This is a genomic window from Methanobrevibacter sp. (assembly GCF_017409525.1).
Lineage (GTDB): Archaea > Methanobacteriota > Methanobacteria > Methanobacteriales > Methanobacteriaceae > Methanocatella.
In genome coordinates, this window is sequence record NZ_JAFQSO010000012.1 from 168,615 (window position 1) to 182,300 (window position 13,686).

Annotated in this window: 21 protein-coding genes; 5 read left to right on the forward strand and 16 right to left on the reverse strand. The window is 34.9% G+C overall.

The features are described from left to right. Window positions 1–87: 87 nt before the first annotated feature. The 8 genes from IJE64_RS06570 to rnc all read right to left on the reverse strand — a co-directional run bounded on the left by IJE64_RS06570 (window position 88) and on the right by rnc (window position 7,801). Window positions 88–1,542 (reverse strand): asparagine synthase-related protein, encoded by a 1,455-nt coding sequence (locus IJE64_RS06570; RefSeq protein WP_292783754.1) that lies wholly within the window; start codon window positions 1,540–1,542, stop codon window positions 88–90. Window positions 1,543–1,594: 52 nt separating this feature from the next. Continuing rightward, the gene (locus IJE64_RS06575) at window positions 1,595–2,320 is read right to left on the reverse strand and encodes an ABC transporter permease (RefSeq protein ID WP_292783757.1); all 726 of its coding nucleotides are present in this window, start codon (window positions 2,318–2,320) and stop codon (window positions 1,595–1,597) included. Window positions 2,321–2,333: 13 nt separating this feature from the next. Beyond that, entirely contained in the window at window positions 2,334–3,254 is a 921-nt protein-coding gene (locus IJE64_RS06580; protein ID WP_292783759.1) for an ABC transporter ATP-binding protein, read from the reverse strand. Between the two features lie 136 nt (window positions 3,255–3,390). Next, window positions 3,391–4,209 (reverse strand): DUF4013 domain-containing protein, encoded by an 819-nt coding sequence (locus IJE64_RS06585; RefSeq protein WP_292783761.1) that lies wholly within the window; start codon window positions 4,207–4,209, stop codon window positions 3,391–3,393. 8 nt (window positions 4,210–4,217) lie between these two features. Beyond that, window positions 4,218–4,949 (reverse strand): DUF4013 domain-containing protein, encoded by a 732-nt coding sequence (locus tag IJE64_RS06590; RefSeq protein WP_292783763.1) that lies wholly within the window; start codon window positions 4,947–4,949, stop codon window positions 4,218–4,220. A gap of 11 nt (window positions 4,950–4,960) precedes the next feature. Beyond that, window positions 4,961–5,197 carry a helix-turn-helix transcriptional regulator gene (locus IJE64_RS06595; RefSeq protein ID WP_292783765.1) on the reverse strand — a complete coding sequence of 79 codons (237 nt, stop codon included), beginning with the start codon at window positions 5,195–5,197 and terminating at the stop codon, window positions 4,961–4,963. A gap of 467 nt (window positions 5,198–5,664) precedes the next feature. Beyond that, window positions 5,665–7,131, reverse strand: a complete 1,467-nt coding sequence (locus IJE64_RS06600) for a homoserine O-acetyltransferase (protein WP_292783768.1) — start codon at window positions 7,129–7,131, stop codon at window positions 5,665–5,667. Then, the gene (gene rnc / locus IJE64_RS06605; RefSeq protein WP_292783771.1) at window positions 7,124–7,801 is read right to left on the reverse strand and encodes a ribonuclease III; all 678 of its coding nucleotides are present in this window, start codon (window positions 7,799–7,801) and stop codon (window positions 7,124–7,126) included. Before rnc ends, IJE64_RS06600 begins: the two co-directional genes overlap by 8 nt. Window positions 7,802–7,962: 161 nt before the next feature. Here rnc and IJE64_RS06610 point away from each other — a divergent pair, with 161 nt between their 5' ends. Further along, on the forward strand, window positions 7,963–8,298 hold the full coding sequence (locus IJE64_RS06610; protein WP_292783774.1) for a hypothetical protein: 336 nt from the start codon (window positions 7,963–7,965) through the stop codon (window positions 8,296–8,298). Window positions 8,299–8,338: 40 nt separating this feature from the next. Here the strand turns inward: IJE64_RS06610 and IJE64_RS06615 are convergent, their stop codons facing one another. From IJE64_RS06615 to IJE64_RS06625, 3 genes are all read right to left on the reverse strand, one after another. Next, window positions 8,339–8,749, reverse strand: coding sequence for a hypothetical protein (locus IJE64_RS06615; protein WP_292783777.1), 411 nt, complete (start codon window positions 8,747–8,749; stop codon window positions 8,339–8,341). Between the two features lie 156 nt (window positions 8,750–8,905). Next, window positions 8,906–9,094 (reverse strand): 50S ribosomal protein L37e, encoded by a 189-nt coding sequence (locus IJE64_RS06620; RefSeq protein WP_067042784.1) that lies wholly within the window; start codon window positions 9,092–9,094, stop codon window positions 8,906–8,908. Between the two features lie 49 nt (window positions 9,095–9,143). Next, a complete protein-coding gene (locus IJE64_RS06625; RefSeq protein ID WP_116591755.1) occupies window positions 9,144–9,374 on the reverse strand; it encodes an LSm family protein in 231 nt (76 codons plus the stop codon). A 299-nt stretch (window positions 9,375–9,673) separates the two neighbouring features. Here IJE64_RS06625 and IJE64_RS06630 point away from each other — a divergent pair, with 299 nt between their 5' ends. Genes IJE64_RS06630 through arfB form a run of 3 tightly spaced genes read left to right on the forward strand, consistent with a single transcriptional unit; the run spans window position 9,674 to window position 11,402 of the window. Beyond that, window positions 9,674–10,162 (forward strand): type II toxin-antitoxin system antitoxin SocA domain-containing protein, encoded by a 489-nt coding sequence (locus tag IJE64_RS06630; RefSeq protein ID WP_292783779.1) that lies wholly within the window; start codon window positions 9,674–9,676, stop codon window positions 10,160–10,162. A gap of 55 nt (window positions 10,163–10,217) precedes the next feature. After that, complete coding sequence (locus IJE64_RS06635) at window positions 10,218–10,700, forward strand: RNA-binding protein (protein ID WP_292783781.1); 483 nt, start codon at window positions 10,218–10,220, stop codon at window positions 10,698–10,700. 9 nt (window positions 10,701–10,709) lie between these two features. Continuing rightward, window positions 10,710–11,402 carry a 2-amino-5-formylamino-6-ribosylaminopyrimidin-4(3H)-one 5'-monophosphate deformylase gene (arfB, locus tag IJE64_RS06640; RefSeq protein WP_292783783.1) on the forward strand — a complete coding sequence of 231 codons (693 nt, stop codon included), beginning with the start codon at window positions 10,710–10,712 and terminating at the stop codon, window positions 11,400–11,402. 26 nt (window positions 11,403–11,428) lie between these two features. Here arfB and IJE64_RS06645 read toward each other — a convergent pair whose 3' ends face one another. Then, the gene (locus tag IJE64_RS06645) at window positions 11,429–11,779 is read right to left on the reverse strand and encodes a hypothetical protein (protein WP_292783785.1); all 351 of its coding nucleotides are present in this window, start codon (window positions 11,777–11,779) and stop codon (window positions 11,429–11,431) included. A 66-nt stretch (window positions 11,780–11,845) separates the two neighbouring features. On the opposite strand from IJE64_RS06645, the gene IJE64_RS06650 reads away from it, so the two are divergent. Beyond that, window positions 11,846–12,445, forward strand: a complete 600-nt coding sequence (locus IJE64_RS06650) for a YigZ family protein (protein WP_292783787.1) — start codon at window positions 11,846–11,848, stop codon at window positions 12,443–12,445. An 18-nt stretch (window positions 12,446–12,463) separates the two neighbouring features. On the opposite strand, the gene IJE64_RS06655 is transcribed toward IJE64_RS06650, so the two are convergent. From IJE64_RS06655 to IJE64_RS06670, 4 genes are all read right to left on the reverse strand, one after another. Further along, window positions 12,464–12,574, reverse strand: a complete 111-nt coding sequence (locus IJE64_RS06655; protein ID WP_292783789.1) for a rubredoxin-like domain-containing protein — start codon at window positions 12,572–12,574, stop codon at window positions 12,464–12,466. 9 nt (window positions 12,575–12,583) lie between these two features. Continuing rightward, window positions 12,584–12,703: a rubredoxin gene (locus IJE64_RS06660; RefSeq protein WP_292783792.1), complete on the reverse strand. Its 120-nt coding sequence runs from the start codon at window positions 12,701–12,703 to the stop codon at window positions 12,584–12,586. Window positions 12,704–12,782: 79 nt separating this feature from the next. Continuing rightward, window positions 12,783–12,941 (reverse strand): rubredoxin, encoded by a 159-nt coding sequence (locus IJE64_RS06665; RefSeq protein ID WP_292783795.1) that lies wholly within the window; start codon window positions 12,939–12,941, stop codon window positions 12,783–12,785. A 59-nt stretch (window positions 12,942–13,000) separates the two neighbouring features. Beyond that, complete coding sequence (locus IJE64_RS06670) at window positions 13,001–13,576, reverse strand: acyltransferase (RefSeq protein WP_292784118.1); 576 nt, start codon at window positions 13,574–13,576, stop codon at window positions 13,001–13,003. Window positions 13,577–13,686 lie beyond the last annotated feature (110 nt).

Below are 13,686 nucleotides of genomic sequence, written 5' to 3' on the forward strand. Positions count from 1 at the left end.
ATACTAATGATTAATATATTATTTTTTAATATTAATAAAGTTAAAGATTATTTAAAAAATATTAGAAAAAATCTATTGCCCATATCTTTAACAAGTCAAAAACGAACTGATATCAGTATCCTTTAAGATTTTCTTTCTTAAAATCTTATCGATTCCGGTTCCGTATTGGGCTGCCTTTTTAGGCCTGTAGGCAATTTCATAGTCAAGACCCTCTTCAAAAGCCAATTTACGCAAAATACTTTTTCTCATGTCATCATGCATGGAAACAATTTTTTTATTGTCAGGAATGTTCAATACCAACTCCACAAGCTTCTTGTCTAAAAATGGCAATCTAAGCTCCACTGAGTTGAGCATTGAACATGCATCATCCCTTTCAAGATTGACATGATACATGTTTGAGATATCATGGCGCAAATCATAGTTAAGAGTTCCATCAACGAAACCTTTAACATATCGTTTATACCCTCCAAACAGCTCGTCAGCACCCTGGCCTGAAATGGCTACCTTCAAACCATCCTGAGCGACCATTTTAGTTGCAAAATAAGTGGTGAGGCCAACACCCACCTTCATGAGATTATCATCACCAATGGCTTTAACCACTTGAGGAAGCGCTTCACGCACCAAATCCTCTGTAACCTCACATATCTCCAAATCAAGGTTAAGGAATTTTGAAGCATAGATTGCAGCTTCAACATCTTTTGAGCCTTCAACCCCAACAGCATACAATTTAATTTTTAAGGGAACATTTTCAGCCATTTCCTTTAAAAGCAATGCCAAATATGAGCTGTCCACGCCACCTGAAAATATCACACCAATTTCCGTAAGGCTTTCGACCCTTTTAAGAACACTCAATCTAAGCATCTTGTCTATTTTTGCAACATCCCCCTCAAAGACCTTTTCATATATTGCCTGAGCAGGGGCAATGTCCTCGCCATTGTATAAGATATGTTCCGGCTTTAATGTGCTGATGTCAGTTATGCCAACTTCCTTTAAGCTTTGCTTTGCAGATGCAAATCCTTTCAAAGTATCGTTTTCCCCGTAAAACAAAGGCTTGACCCCTAAAGGATCACGTGCAAGAGCCAGATTCTCACCATCCCATACAGCAAAGGCATAGTCTCCGTCGATTAGCCTAATGGCTGATTGAACAGCTTTCAACAAGTCAAGTTTTTTAGCATAAAAATCAATCAAATAAAGTAACATTTCAGCATCAGAGGTGATTTCAGCCTCAACGCCGACTTTTTTTAGGAAGTTCCTCATTGTGTAGAAATTATATATCTCCCCATTGAAAACCAAAACAAGATTATCATTTCCAACAGGCTGCGCTTTTGAAACCCTGTCGTTTAGATCATAAATGGAAAGCAAGTTATGGCCAAATCCGATTGAATAGGTATTGTCATCATTGAATTCATCAATGTTGATGTCTATTTGAATTTCATCTAAAAAAACGCCTGATGAATCCGGACCCCTATCCTTTGAAGTTTTAAGCATTTCAACAATATCATTACCTTCAAAATTACCCTGCAAACCAACAATTGAACACATGATATAACATTATAGAAATTATTATACTTAAAATTAATTTAAAAAAAGGATGTTAAATAGCAACATCCCTTTTAGTGAAGTAAATATAAGAAACAGCCAACCCAATTAAGAAAGTAGCTAGAATAACACCATAGGACACTCCAATTCCGGCACTATATTCGGCTATTTCACCTGATGCAATCAAGTATGGGCAAACCCAAGGGACATATGGAGCCCAACTTTGGGAATACACCATCAGGTTCACCAATGTCAAACCTGCGCCTCCAACCATTGCAGGGACCATGTTTGTAATGAACAATGACAGGAATACAAATGGGGAGAATGTCAAAAACAAAAGGACATTTGCATAGAGAAGCTGGGCAAAGCTATCGATGAATAGCTTTAGCGTAAATCCTTCAAGGCCTAAAATAAAACCTAAAATTGCTGTTGATATGCTTGTGACTGCTGTCAAAATCAAGACCCATGCCAAAAACATGACATATTTGGACATCAGGAATTTTCCTCTGGATATTGGGATTGTCAGCATGGTCTTTAGAGTGTGCTCATTGTATTCCCTTCCAAAAAGGTATGATATTATAATTGAGAAGAGCAGAACTGCAAATATTGCAGACATGTACATATTAACATTAGTAAATAATGCTTCAAAGCTATTGGCTTCACCAAAAGCAAAAATTGCAATAAACATCAGAAGGGGAGGAGTGATGGCCCCTATCAAGCTCAATATAAAAATATTTGATCTTTTAAGTTTTAAAAATTCCATTTCAATAAAAGTTAACATCAAATCACCAAAATTAATTATTATTAATCATCCTAGTAAAGAAGTCTTCCAGGTTCTCTTCGCACAAATTTACTTTTCTAACGTCAATTCCTGACTTAACAAACAGTGCATTGAATTTATCCCTTAGGGCTAAATTAGAGTGCAAACGAATTATTCCACCATTTGCATAAGTGAAATCCTTATTTTCGTTAAGTTCCAATTTTTCAAGAATCATGACTGCCAAATCAACGTCGGACACTTCAAATTCAACGAACTTATCCAGCTTATTGTGCAAATCACCCTTGGAAATCTCTTCGATTAAAACACCTTCATCCATGAACCCTATTACGTCTGCAATGTTTTCTATTTCACTTAGGATATGGCTTGAAATCAGAATCGTTATTCCAAACTCATGGGACAATCTTTTAAGCAATGCCCGGATTTCCTTAATCCCAAAGGGATCAAGGCCGTTTATAGGTTCATCCAAAATTAACAAATCCGGATTATGCATTATGGCGGCGGCGATTCCCAAACGCTGCTTCATGCCTAATGAGAAATCCTTGTATTTTTTGGATTTCGCATCTTCCAAATTGACCATTTCAAGAACAGATTTGATACAATAAGGATCGAAATCTCCCCTCAATTTTGAAACTATCTTCAAATTTTCATATGCGCTAAGATTCTCATAAAATCCTGGAGTCTCTATTATGGAGCCTACTTTGGAATAAACCTCTTTTGAATACTTTTTGGGGTTCTTTCCAAAAAGGAGAATTTCACCGCTGCTTGGATATGTAAGATTCAAGAGCATGCACATTGTTGTGGTCTTTCCAGCCCCATTCTTTCCCAAAAGGCCGTAAATCTTTCCTTTCTCAACATGCAGGTCTAGAGAATCTACAACCAAATCCTTTGAATATTTTTTTGATAAATTTCTTGTTTCAATTACATAATCAACCATAGTATCACTTAACAAATTAAATAACTTTCTAATAACAACTTATTAACATGCAACATATATTTTTAAAGATATGACTAGTATTGCAAAATCATTAAATAAAAAAAATTAAAAAAGAAAATAGAATGTTTAAAACATCCTATTTGTTCGCTTCCAGGTAAATGGATCCGTATACTCTTGAGAAAAATAGGCTAATATATGGAGATACCAATAATCCTTCAATAATTGTCATTATGGCAGATATGACTATTGCCTGATTAATCACCATAGCAACAACGCCTGATAGCAACATTAGGATTATGCTAACTGAAATCAGCACTATTGCAGAGATTAAGAATGTGAAAAGGATTATTCCTATATATTTGCCCCATCCAAGATTGGCAATCTTATCCAATACCTCTCTTAAATCGAACGCCTTTGTGAATTTATCTGCATCAATCATGTTTGCCATGGCCATAATAAGGAGGAAATTAAATATTATGAACAATATCGCTGCTAGAATGATTAGATATTCGCCATGTGATCCATTAATTAATATAACCCCCACAACGCATAAGACGATCGGAATGATATTGTAAGCCAGACTGACAATGAAATACTTTATTCCGTTTGCGAAAATATTCAATACGTCACCAAATCCGGGAAGCTCATTCTTTTTATCAATAGAGAATTTAATCACGTTATATTGATAACCCATTATGAAGAGGGTTATTATAAAGCTTATCACAGACAATGCCACAATGAGATAGATGTCATTAGCAGGAATCTGTGATAATTTCAAAGCTAAAGAATCGCCATTTGCAATAGTAACTTTTCTAAATGCGTTAACAGCTATTTGAGAAGTCGCAAATGAGATAACATTGATTATTGCAAACAGCATTCCAAAGCTTAAAATCTTTTTTACATCATTAAACGGATATTTCAATCCTTCACTAACGCAATCGGTTATACTTGCCACATTACCACCTAAATCTGCATTGAATATAATAATCCGATGGATCTTGAATTAAAAATGCTCAAGTAAGGTCCAACAATGAAAGTGATTATCAATGAATTTATTAATGACCCAAAGACAAATACTCCAGTCGCATTTATTCCCAAAGCAAATCCTGAAAGTCCGAATACGGCAAATATTGCAGCAATAATTGCTGTAACAACAGCTGCTATAACTACAGTTATTATTATTAAACCCAAATAGGTTGCAATGCATCTAAACCAACCGATTTCATCAATGACTTCCTTTATTTCGCCTATTGCAAATGCTTTGGAAAGTGAGCCATCATTATAGGCCATGTGACAGAGTGCCATTTGCTGCATTAAGCAGGCAACGATTCCCAATATGAAGGTAATGAAACCTCCGATTATAAGCAATGCAGTTGCCATTATTCCTCCAAGGAAACCTGCAGAAAATGCAAATATCAAAAAGATTAACGCCGGCACAATCAAATAAGCGACCTGTACTATTACAACTTTAACCCCGTCAACAAACATGTCAATCAAATCATCGAATTCAGGCAATGGATCCCTTCCATTGATTACTCCGTGAACTGCTGTGTCAATAACTCTATAATTGTATCCTGTGATTAAGAATACTGGAAGCAATAAGAAACTGAATAAGCAAATTACACCTAAAATCACTAATTTTTTCCAGTCCTTTGCTGAATATTCAAGTGCATCTTTATATATATCTAAAATCATTTTTTCAACTCCTAATAGTAATCATCATCGAAAATGAAAATATCTTCCATGACGAAATATTGTTCTCGATCTCCTTTAAATAACATTTTATTAAAAACCTGGGTTATTTCATAAGCTAAAAATAAAGAAGGATTATATCTCCCGTTTTCCAGTGCATTGATCGTTTGACGGGTGACTCCAACTTTATCCCCAAGTTCTTGTTGGCTCATTTTGAGCTCTTGTCTTAAATATTTAATCATGGTTCTCATAGTATTCCCACAAATTAAGTCATTTTTGCAAAAAGTATTTAAGTACTTCAAGTAATTTTGTCAAAATCTAATTACTTATGTTAATGTTACATTACATAGTATATAAACTTTACTATTTTTAATAAAATCATTTAAAATGTATAATATAATAAATATAACCATAAAAAAGCATTTAATTTAAATTAATAATAATATATTAATTTTTTTATGTTAAAAAGAATTTATTAATAGTTATATTAAATATAAAAAAATTTAATTAATATTTAATTAAAAAATTAAAAACAAAACATTTATATACTAGGTAAACCATCTTTAACATATGTAACATTTCTATAACAGATTATTGTTACAAAGAAGTTCCAAGCAGACACTTAAACTTATTCAATTATCGACCCATTTTTCCTCTAAAAAACCTCTGCTTGGGACTGATAACTATTTCTAAAAAAATAATAAAAAAAGGAAGTTATTTAACTGAGTAAATTACTAATCTGGTCTGTTGTAATAAGACCAAGAACTTTCATGTCTTCATTAACAACTGGAAGACAGGAAATGTCAAATTTACGCATTTTTCTTGCGATGTCTTCAATGGAATCATTAGCATGACAATATTTGACAGTTGTTGTCATGATGTCTTTCAGGTGATTTGAATTGGTCGCAATTGATTTGGATAAATCCCAACTTGTAACAATACCAATCAGTTTATAATCATCAGTTACAACAGGAATGTGTGTTACATGTTTATCCAGCATTAATTTAGCTGCATCTTTAACATCAGCATCCTCTTTAATTGTGGCGATTTCCTCCATCATTATGTCTTCAACAATGTTGTCTGATAGGAATTTTGAGAAAATGAAATTGAGCTGTCCTTTTTCAAGTAAAAACGCATCGTGACCGTAATTAGATTTGATTTCTGAAAATGATGTTTCAACATCATTAGCATTAAGGGCGGTCAAAATCTCTTTATTCTGTTCTGTTGGGTATAGCCAATCAGAATCAACAGAAATCACTTCTACTTTAGCTTCAACATCCTTAAACCCATCGCTTATTGAATTATTAACTGAAAGGTCAAACAAGTCAACGGCTTTTGTAATGTATAGATAGCTGTTTGCATCAAAACGTTTCACAAATGTTCTTCCCTGATGTCTTAGGTAGCTTTCGACTTGAAAATCGATTGTAAAGTCATAGCTGATTTCATCCTTATCCTGCAAGCCCCTTCCAAATTTGATGTCCATTGATTCATCACTTAGATAAGTAATGTGAGCAATCATGCGGGCTAGAGACAATCCGTTTTCGGGTTTCTTGCCAGTTTCATAATAATTTCCGCCGTTCCAGTTTGGATCAGAAAAGATTGCCTGGCGGCCTACAGCATTAAAAGCTATCTGCTGAGGGTAAGACATTGCCGAAGTTGCTATAGGAATTGCCTTTTTCATCATTTTAGGATATGAGACCATCCATTGCAGAACCTGCATTCCACCCATTGATCCGCCAATGACCGCAACTAGCTGGCTGATTTCAAATGAGTCAATGAGTTTCTTTTGAACATTTACCATGTCCTTAATGGTTATTACCGGAAAATCAAGGCCGTATTCCTTACCGGTTTCAGGATTGATTGAACTTGGACCGGTTGTTCCCTTACAACCTCCCAGCACATTAGAACATATGATAAAATACTTTTCACTGTCGATGGCTTTTCCAGGCCCGATTACAATTTCCCACCATCCGGGCTTTTTATCTCCTTTATGCCAACCTGCAGCGTGAGCATCTCCTGTTAATGCATGGCATATCAAAATAGCATTGGACTTTTCCTTGTTAAGCTCACCATAAGTTTCATAAGCAACAGTAACATTGTTTAGAGTTTCACCACTATCCAAACTAATCGGTTCATCGATATTAAGATATTTTGTCTCAACAATGCCAACAGATTCATCATTCATTTAAAACACCAATATTCAATTTTTCAATCGCAACTTTTGCAGCAGCTTGTTGTGCTTCCTTCTTATTCTTTCCTTTTCCAACACCCATTTCCTTTCCATTAATCAAAATGGATATTATGAATGTCTTGTCATGGGGAACACCATATTCGTGTATGGTTTCATAGGATATTTCCAGTTCTTCTGCATCAGCGTATTCCTTTATTGCGGATTTATAGTCTCTAAAGAATACCCTTTCTTCATCAATATATTTGAAAACATGTCGGGATATAAATTCTTTTGCGAAATCAATACCCTGATCAAGGAATATTGCCCCTAAAAATGATTCGAATACATCCGCAGTGATGGATATTATCTCATTTCTTGTCAGGTTTGACTCATCAGCGTATAATCTGATATATTCATTCAAGCCCAATTCATGAGAATAATAAATCAATGCGTTTTGACACACATAATTGGACCGAAGCTTGGTTAAGCTTCCCTCCTCATATTGAGGGTATTTTTTGTAGAGATACTCGGATACAATCAAACTCAAAATGGAATCTCCTAAAAATTCCAATCTTTCATAATTATAATCCAAATGATATTCTGTACTATATGAGCCGTGTGTAAATGCAATCTCATACAAATGTTCATTTTCAGTTTCAATCCCAAATTTTTCAAATAGATTCATATAAAAGCCCAAACTTAATCGATATAATATTAATTATGAAATTTGACTTATATATATTATTTTATTATATAACTATAGTTATAAATATTACTTTTCAAATGCTCTTTCTCTTTTTTTATATATCTTCCAGATTAAATTAATAGCAAAAAGGATTTGGTAACATGATATTGAATTGGCAAGAAGAAATTACAAAAATTGATCCAGATATAAAATTTAGGGCACAGGGTGGATGGCTGAAAACCATTGATGAACTAGACAAAAGCGTCAGGAACGGATATTCACTTGTTGGAGACTTTGTTCAAGCGGGAAACTTTGAAGCTGAATACAGCGAAGGAATATATCTGGATTGCAACAAAGAAGGAACAAAAAGAAAGCCACAGCAAGATTATAGGTTGTTCCGTTTTAGAGACGGTAAAATAAGACTATTGGATATGGTAATCGATGCCAACCAAGGCTGGGCAGTTGACTTATGGGAAGCCGTCGAAGACGAACTATAAAAAATTAATTAGAGATATTATCCCTAATTTTAAAACAACTCTATTCAATATGGCAGAACTCGCAGCAATCACATGTAGGCTCAAAGTAATTGTCATCAGGCACTACAATAGCCTTTTGTGCAAATAGAGTAATGTTAAATTTTGGTTCGTATTCAACACTGACCTCCTTAGTCATTGGAGACAATCCCCTATAATAGACAGGTCGATACCCAGTTTGTGAAATATTAAAATAGAACTTTTCGCCTGTTGCAAACTTGGAAAAATATTTTTCTAAATCCAATGCCTGTTTTGGAGTAATTGAAAATGTGAATCCCATTGTATCATCACTTCTTTGCCTGATTCCTGCATTGGAAATATCAACAGCCAATATGTCATCTTTTCCTCTTACAAAAACTACGCAATTTTCTAAATTAACATCATTTTCTTGAGCAATATCTTTTAGTTCACTCATGCCAACACCTCAATTCAGCAATGTTTAACCTAATATAATCTCAATTATTATATAAATATATCTAAAAATAGTTCATAAAATATACACTGAATGAAAAGTAACTTGAAAAATAGATTTTGAGTGAAGATTAATTAAATAATCTTCAAAATTACCAACTTACACTAATCTTTGCCTAGTAGTTGGTTTTTTATTTTGCCAGCTGTACCTTCTTAATTTTTTGGATTTACCGAATCCACAAGAAGCACAGACTTTTTTACGTATGTGATAAGTGTTTCTACCACATCTTCTACATCTGATATGGGTCTTTTTATTCTTTTTACCCATTGATGGAGTTCCCTTTGACATCGATACACCTCCCTAACTTCTCGTTGAAAATATAATCTAGAAATAATAATTATGGTGAAATATAAACAATATTGTCCCCTCTAATGAGTACAACACCGAGTCTTCTAGTTACTTCTCCATCTTGTAACTCTTCTGCATCATTAAGAACTAAGTTCATGTGTAAATCAAAGCTCTTAAGTATACCTCTAAATTCACGATCTCCTTTGAGTTTTATTAAAACTGGAGAATCCACAGATTTTCCTAATGCGTCAAGTGGTCTTTGAACATTTTGTCCGCTCATTATATCACCTTATATTATCAAAATTTTAGTTTTTTAATCTGAATTGAGTAAAAATAATACTCATAGACATAATATAATCAAGTTAAGATAAGACAAAACCTAATTAAAACTAATACTAATAATTATAACTTACCTACTATATAAATGTTACCTTATTTTAGGCTAAAATAATGAAAAAATAATGTCAATACTAAATAATTAGTGCAACCACTATTTAAATTATTTTTCAAATGCTCTCAGACATCCCTTAAATAGAAACCCCAACATAAATAGCCACACCAACCATCACGGGCCATCATATGAAATTCGATGAAGAAAAGTATACAAGCCTCATAATGTACATCCTGGCCAAATGCTATGGCAAGCCGAATATAGGAAAGACCGTGCTTTGTACAGTGATGTATTTCATTGATTTTGACTATTACGAACTCTACGGGACTTACCTTACAAATGAGACATACATCAAATCAAAAAGAGGCATAAAGCCAAAACACTTCAGAAAGATTACGCAAGATCTAATAGACAGAAACAAGCTGTTCATGCGAAAAGAGCCCTATTATAATCGAATCCTTCACAGATACTATCTAACCATCCTCCCCAACCTAAAATTCACAGCCCAAGAGCTTCTTGTTATTGACTCCTGCATTGAAAAACTATGCGACAGCAATGCAACCACAATAACGAAATACGCCTGCGGCGACAAGCCTCTTCTTAAAGCAGGATTAGGGGAAGAAATCAACTACAATGATGTTTTCCTAAGAGATGAAATATACTCCATTAACAAATAGATTTATTAATTTTGAATAAAATAATATTATTCATTAAAAATACTATGGGGTAAACATGGCAATAAAAGTTAAAAAAAGAAATTTCCTGAAAAAAAAGAAAATTAAAGAGATAAAAGCACAATTAGGAGAATATGAAGGTTTGCTTCAAGGAAAAAAGAATGTTGAAATACTCGAAGCGGAACCTAATTCATTCATCTTGGTGGATGGCGAACCATACATCATAATTATTGACGACAAACCATTCCCAACCCTAAAAGCGGCTCTTGCCAATGAAATTGATGGTAAAAAAGTAACTGTCGACATGGGCGCAATCAGATTTGTAAGCAACGGCGCTGACATAATGAGTCCTGGAATTGTAGATGCCTCCGAAGGCGTTGAACCTGGAGACATCGTATTGATTATAGATGAAACTCATGGAAAACCGCTGGCAATCGGTGTAAGCTTAATCAGCGGTGAGGAAATGGTTGCAAACGATTCCGGAAAAGCCGTTGAAACAAAACACTATGTCGGCGACGACATCTGGAACTTTGAACTATGAGGCGATTATATGGCAGAACTGAGATACAGAGCCGGAAAAGTCAAAGACCCCCAAGTCCATAAAATTGGAATTATAGCTTTAGGTTCCCATCTTGAAAACCATGGCCCCGCACTTCCAATTGACACCGATGCGAAAATCGGAGCCCACATCGCATTTCAGGCATCCCTTCTAACCGGAGCCAAATTTTTGGGAATAATCTTTCCCGCCTATGAACTGGATACAATTGACCATGGAGTTCATGTTTCCCTTGATGTGCTGAAAGAAAATGTCATCAACACCCTTAACTCTGCAAAGAAATTCCTGGATATCGAAAAAGTCGTTATAGTAAATGCTCACGGTGGAAACATACCGCTAATGGCCGAGATGTGGGACATTGAAGATAAAACCGATTTGGCAATAGTTTTCAACAATAAAGTAATCTCATCAGAAGGCCCTCATGGAGGAAGCGGCGAGCTGTCCATGGCCAAGGTCCTCGGAATCATTAATGAAGATGAAATAGTCAATCAGGCAAATGTCAATGAATATGAAGAAGTTGGCCTGCATGGATTTACCCAAGCCCGCAGAGATGACCCGAACATTGAGGAAGGCGCAATAGACATTGAAGAAAACGGCGTTTATGTAGACGAAGACTATGGAAACAGATTGTTTAGTTTAGCCATCAACTCAGTGATATTTGACATTGAAAAATTATTGGATTTTTAAAAAAAAAAGAGAAAGGATAAATAAGATTATCCTGTTGTAGTTTCTACATCTGGATTAGAATCATCCGGAGTGTCTGGATTATTATTTCGATTACTGTTCGAATGACTATTCGAATCATCAGTCGTAGTCTCTACATCTGAATCGTCAGTCTGAGGATTGTTATTGTTTGAATGTGAATTACTGTGAGAATTGCTAGAGCCGGAATTGTCATTGGTATCGTTAGGATTTATAATATCCGAAAGGTTGTCCAGAATTCCATCATCAGTATCATTAGAAATTGATATTGGTCCAGTCATAGCTCCAAAAACGCTAGCCAGACAAAAAGCAATGCAAGCCACTATGAATATTACCAAAACTGTAGCGGATCTACTTGACAATATAAACACCTTCTAAAATTTACTAACAATAATATATTTGATTAGATATATAAAGATATTGATACAATGAAAACTATTAAAGAACCTGTCCAAAGTGAAATTAACGTGAAAAAATCACAATTCATATGTTCACTATATCCGACAAGAACAAAAGCCGAATCAAAGGAAATCATCCAAAAGTTAAACCAGCAGTACAGCGACGCCACCCACAACTGCACCGCATACATCGCAAGTGACGGGGAAGGCTTTGATGATGACGGCGAACCTGGAGGAACTGCCGGAAAACCGATGATCAATGTCTTAAGGAAAAATGAACTTCACAATGTAACAGCCATCGTCACAAGATACTTCGGCGGAATCAAACTTGGCGCTGGAGGATTGGTTCGAGCATATTCAAAGTCCGTTATGGAAGCTATCGGCGAGGCTGAAATACTTGAAATAGAAGAGTATGAGGTTTATGAAATAATATTTGAATATTCTGATATTAAATTAGCGGACAGTGAAGTCAGAAACAATAATCTGGAGGTCATTGACAAACAGTACTCTGATAAGGTCATCTATGAAATCGTATCAAAAGATGGTAGAGACATTTTGAAAATATTTGAAAAATACTCCGGAAAAATAAATACTAGTTTTAAAAATAAGCAGTTTTTGGAAAAAAAATAAAAAAAAAAATGAAGAAACTTATTGTTCTTCAAAGTTTGCTGCAGGTACACCGCACACAGGGCAGGTGTAGTCTTCAGGTAATTCGTCTTCTTCGAGAACAAATCCGCATACTTTACAGACGTAAGCCATTGAGAACACCTATTCCACTTTTTCAAACATGTCAGCGGTAGCGCCGCACATAGGACATTTGTAGTCTTCAGGTAATTCATCAAATTCTTCGGTTACATAACCGCAAAGTTTACATTTAAATTTTGCCATAATAACAATCTCCTTAAATCTACATTAAATGTATATTTATCTTAATAATATTTTATCCAATTGTAATATATAAAATTATTTAAATTTTTTCAAACATTGATTTTGGCATGCGACATTTAGGGCATTTGAAAGAGGCAGGCAAATCCTCAAATTTAGTTCCCTTAGGAATGTTCAAACCTTCCTCAATGCTATCCTCATCAAAAACATATCCACATATCTTACATTTATAAATAGCCATAAAATAATCTCCTTAATATCTAATAAATAATCAATATATAAAATTTTAGTCTATGCTAATCAGAATCTGTTTGGAACTTTTAAGTGGTCTGGAAGCGGTTTGATACGAGCCGGTGTTCCGATAGCCAAATAAAACGGCGGAACAGAGTGTATTACAATAGCTCCAGCAGCGACGATAGAACCTTCCCCAATTTCGACATTTGATAGAAAAGTGGTGTTGCCTCCAATAGAAGCTCCACGCCTAATTTTAGGTCCTTGAAGTTCATAATTAATCCTCACAGGGTATTTATCATTAGTAAAACAAGCACAAGGTCCGATAAATACATTATCCTCAATTACAGAATTGGTTGGAATGTATACGTTGGACTGGATGCTGACATCATTTCCAATAATCACGTCCCCCTCAATGACAGTGTTGGTTCCGATTAACACATCATCACCAATATTGGTGTTTTCACGAATGACAACATTGTGTCCTGTTCTGAAATTGTCTCCAATGACCACATCATTATAGATAATTGAATTTGACCTTATTGTGTAATTATTACCAATGACTGGTGGTTTTGAATTTGGAGCATACTCAACACCGAACTGAATATTCTGGTCTTTTGGAAATTCCAATTCCGGTTTGGACATGTCAGGCTTTATAGATTCCCTTTCAATGATAGGCTTCTCATAGATAATCTCCTCAAGATCTTCCATTTGAGGCTGCCTATAGATATTTTCCTGTCTTTGATAGCTAGGAG